Annotated in this window: 5 protein-coding genes; all 5 read left to right on the top strand. The window is 32.0% G+C overall.

Annotated elements, in window-relative coordinates; genetic code table 11:
- Nucleotides 1–1,478 (top strand): cardiolipin synthase (gene cls / locus ACT8VG_RS07765; protein ID WP_444195558.1); only part of this gene is annotated, 1,478 nt, incomplete at its 5' end.
- Nucleotides 1,479–1,487: 9 nt separating this feature from the next.
- The gene (locus ACT8VG_RS07770) at nucleotides 1,488–2,663 is read left to right on the top strand and encodes an AI-2E family transporter (RefSeq protein ID WP_217107128.1); all 1,176 of its coding nucleotides are present in this window, start codon (nucleotides 1,488–1,490) and stop codon (nucleotides 2,661–2,663) included.
- Nucleotides 2,653–3,108 carry a hypothetical protein gene (locus ACT8VG_RS07775; protein WP_117459248.1) on the top strand — a complete coding sequence of 152 codons (456 nt, stop codon included), beginning with the start codon at nucleotides 2,653–2,655 and terminating at the stop codon, nucleotides 3,106–3,108. The genes ACT8VG_RS07770 and ACT8VG_RS07775 overlap by 11 nt, the downstream gene beginning before the upstream one ends.
- Nucleotides 3,109–3,239: 131 nt before the next feature.
- Nucleotides 3,240–3,506 carry a phosphocarrier protein HPr gene (locus tag ACT8VG_RS07780; RefSeq protein ID WP_022425165.1) on the top strand — a complete coding sequence of 89 codons (267 nt, stop codon included), beginning with the start codon at nucleotides 3,240–3,242 and terminating at the stop codon, nucleotides 3,504–3,506.
- Between the two features lie 118 nt (nucleotides 3,507–3,624).
- A partial coding sequence (locus tag ACT8VG_RS07785; RefSeq protein WP_444195559.1) for an ABC transporter permease occupies nucleotides 3,625–4,461 on the top strand: 837 nt, incomplete at its 3' end.

A 4,461-nucleotide genomic window follows, 5' to 3' on the forward strand; every position in this document is an offset into this window, starting at 1 on the left:
TTGCAGCACTTCTAATTATTATTCAGGTCTTCATGATTGTGAATCTTGCGATACATTTATCTGAGTACTATGCTGCTTTTGATACATTCATGAGTATAATTGCGTTTATATGCGTACTACGTATTTATGGAAGACCGGATAATAGTGCTTTTAAGCTATCTTGGATTGTTTTGATTCTCATCTTTCCTGTCTTTGGTTTAGCTATATATATCTTGTTTGGTAGACCTTCATTGTTGAAGACAGTACAGAAGAAGTTCAATAAAGTAAATGATGATCTAAGTAGCTATAAGATAGAAACAGAAGGGTATAACTTACTACAACAGAATGATCCTCTTCATGCCACAGAAGCTTATTATCTACAATCTTTAGGTTTTCCTACTTTTAATCATACAAAGATAAAATTCTATAGTTCCACAAATGATGCATTGGAATCACAACTACATGACTTAAATAACGCTAAAGAATTCATATTCATGGAATATCATGCGATAGAAGATTCAAATGCATGGAGACAGATAGAAGATATCCTTGTAGAAAAAGTTAAACAGGGCGTGGATGTCAGAGTCTTTTATGATGATATGGGAAGTGTAGGATTTATTAATAATAAGTTTAGAGCACGTCTTCATGAAGAAGGTATACAGTGTCGTGTATTTAACCCTATCTTTCCTGTTTTAAATCCCTTTATGAACAATCGTGATCATCGTAAGATTACTGTCATAGATGGTCTAATAGGCTATACTGGTGGTTATAATCTTGCAGATGAATACTTCAATTACACACATCCTTATGGACTATGGAAGGACTCTGGAGTAAGATTAGAGGGTGATGCAGTAGACTCTCTCACAAAGATATTCTTTGAGATGTGGCAGACATCAAGTAAAGAAGATTATGAAGACCTCACACTTTATTTAAAAGGTCATAAAGTATCAGGTGAAGGATATATCATCCCTTACTCAGATACTCCTTTAGATGATGAAGAAACAGGTGAGAATGTCTATTTAAATATGATTAAACATGCTGTTGATCATATCTATATCACTACACCATATCTGATATTAAGTGACGAAATGCAAAGAGAACTAATTCTTGCATCAAAAAGAGGTGTTGATGTAAGAATTATTACACCAGGTATTCCTGATAAAGCAGTTGTCTTTGCAGTGACTAGAAGCTATTATTCACATCTTGTGCAGGCAGGTATTCATGTTTATGAATATACTCCTGGATTTATACATTCAAAACAATGTCTAGTTGATGATCAGGTCGGTGTTGTTGGTACAATTAATTTTGACTTTAGAAGTCTTTATCTACACTTTGAAAATGGATGCTGGTTTACACATAATCATGCAGTCAAAGAATTAAGAGAAGACTTTGATGAACTATTTGAAATAAGTCAGGATGTATCAGAAAAGTATATAAATACAAGTGTTGTATTAAGAGGATGGAGATGTATCTTACGTTTCTTTAGCCCTCTTATGTAGGGAGGTATTATGTTTCATTTTAAACCTAATAGAAAATATACGCAGATATCTATTTATGTAGTACTTACTGTCATTGCAATCTATCTTGTGATTGCAGCGGGAAGTAACATCTCAGACATTCTTTCATTTCTTAAGAAGGGATTGGGATTTTTAAGTCAGGTATTTACGCCATTACTCATTGGCTTTGTGATTGCCTATTTATTAAAGCCGGTTGTAGAAAAGGTAGAATCATCTCTTAGAAATGTTTCTTATTTTAAAGAAAAGAAGAAGTTAAGTCATCAGTTATCTGTTGCGATTACTTCTTTAATTGTATTATTTGTTTTTGCATTATTATCTACTTTTGTGATTAAAAGTATTGGTAAAGAACTTGCAGTCACACAGTTTAAGGATATGAGTGATTTCTTACGTATTGTCGCAAAGAATGTGAATGCGATTTATGATGCAATCATCGTACAGCTTAAATCCATGAGTATTTCTACAGTACAAGTACAGCAGTTCTTAAAGACAGCAGTTGATAGTGTTACAAGTAATCTTCTAGGCGGTATCACTAAAGTATCAGACTTCTTCACTAATTTACTATTCTCTATTATTTTTGCGATTTATTTTATGCTTGATGGAGAAAAACTATGGAATTATTGGAGTAAGAGTATTAAAGCTTTTACAAGTAGAAAAGTAGACACTGTTATTCATCAATTATTAATTGATGTTGAAGGTGTATTCTCTGGTTATGTACGTGGCCAGGTGATTGATGCTTTTCTTATGTTTGTTATGGTAAGTGTAGCATTTGGCTTCTTACATGTTAAATTCTGGATTGTGATTGCATTATTAGTTGGTATAGGTAATCTAATACCTTATGTAGGACCATTCCTTGGATATGGTTCTATAGCAATTATTGGTCTTGTGACAGCTGATTTACATATGGCCTTAAGAGCTTTGATTGCGCTACTTATTATTCAGGGTGTAGACGGTAATATTATTAACCCAAGATTACTTAGTGCAAGTATTGATATTCATCCTGTACTTGTTATCGTATCACTTATTTTCGGTAGTATGATTGGTGGATTCTTAGGAATGCTCGTTTCTGTACCAGTAGGTGCATTATGTAAGATTTGGTTTGAAAGATTAGTAGAATATCGTTCAGAAACAAAAAATGAATTAGTAGAGGAGAAAGAAAATGGAATTTAGATTTGATCCATGGATGTTAGATGTAGATGTCAATGCAACACAGCATGACTATAGTAAAAATGATTATTCTAAAGAGAAACAATTAAACGAAGAACTAAAGAAAGCAATGTCTTTCCAACAGTCTCGTATCTTTGAAACATTAGGCGTTGATCCTGATAAGATTCTTGTCGAAAAGATTCCTTTAGAAGGTTCTCAGAATGTTTATAAATTTTCTTTTATGGTGAAAGGCAAACTTCTGACAATCACAAATATGCAGGCAGCAGTATATAGTGATGAAAAGGTGTTTGGTCCTGAAATATTAGACCATGTAGAAGTTGTAGATATCCCAGAAGGTGGCGTAATGGTCTATGAAATGGGTAATCTTGCATTGGCTTTTAAACACCCTGGACATACAAAAGAATGGAATTGTGGTTCTGTTTTAGGTGTCGGATTTATACAATTATAAAAAATTATTATCAAAAAAATAGCGTATATATCAACGCTTTTGTAAGCGTTAGTAAAAAATGACATAAAGTTATAGAAAAAATTAGGATTTGTGATATAATAATACCATATTCATAAGGAGGAATTTTTTAAATGGAAAAATTATCATTCGTAGTATCTGACCCAGTAGGTTTACATGCAAGACCTGCTACAATCTTAGTAAATCAGGCTAGCAAATTCTCTAGCAATATTAACTTAATCTATAACGGTAAGAGCGTTAACCTTAAATCAATCATGGGTGTTATGTCTTTAGGTGTTCCAACTAAGGCTACTGTAGAAATCGAAGCTGAAGGTGAAGACGAAAAGGACGTAATCGAATCTATCGCTAAGGTTATCAAAGAACAGAAAGTTGCTGAATAATATACTTTTGTTTTTGACAGTGGATTTTATCCACTGTTTTTTTTACTCAATTTTTCCCATATTTACTCCATAATACCGCAAATATTATTTCTTATTATATTTATAAGGAGGCAGTATTATGTTTAAAGGGAAAGAGGGTCTACATTATTTATCGTTATTTATCATTGTATGTATCACAATGAATCTTATTATGATGTGTTTGTTCATTAAGCAGGGATCATTACAGGTTATTAATAAGTATAAGAAACAATTAAAGTATGAAGTCACACTATCATCTGATAATGGAATAAGTATCAGAGATGCCAAACAATTAACTACTATTAAAGATGTCAAAACTTATAACTATGAACAACTAGTCAATGCATCTTCACATACACTTAAATCAGTTAATACACGTCTTTCTTTCCCTCGTATTCGTTTGACAAAATTACAAGAAGATACATTTCTTCTTGCAGGTTATTCCTCTATGACGCTGATCCAGGACTTTAATTCAAAAGAATATAAACTTAAAGAAGGAAGACTTTTAAATAAGAATGATGAGAATACATCCAATGCAGTAATTTCTTATGCACTTGCGAAAAATAATAATCTAAGTTTAGGAGACGATATTCAATTAAACACAGAAAAAGGAGATGTATCATTATCTATTGTAGGAATCTATAAGAATAAAGTAGGGCTATTAAGTCATTTAAAGCCTTATAATACTATCTTTATCGCTTTATCAAAAGCGCAGTCATTAAGTCATACTGAACAAACTGTTTCTTCTGTTACTTATTATTTAAATAAAAACAGCAATACAGAAGGCTTTATAAAGAAAGCACAAAGAAAAACATTGGATTGGAATCACCTCAAGCTTACATCCAATGATGCACAATATAATGCATGTGTCTCTATCTTTGAAAATATATGTGATAAGTTAAAGATGATTCCTTTGATTATATTAATTATTAGTTAT

This window comes from Catenibacterium sp., assembly GCF_052354645.1.
GTDB classification, from domain to species: Bacteria; Bacillota_I; Bacilli_A; order Erysipelotrichales; family Coprobacillaceae; genus Catenibacterium; species Catenibacterium mitsuoka_A.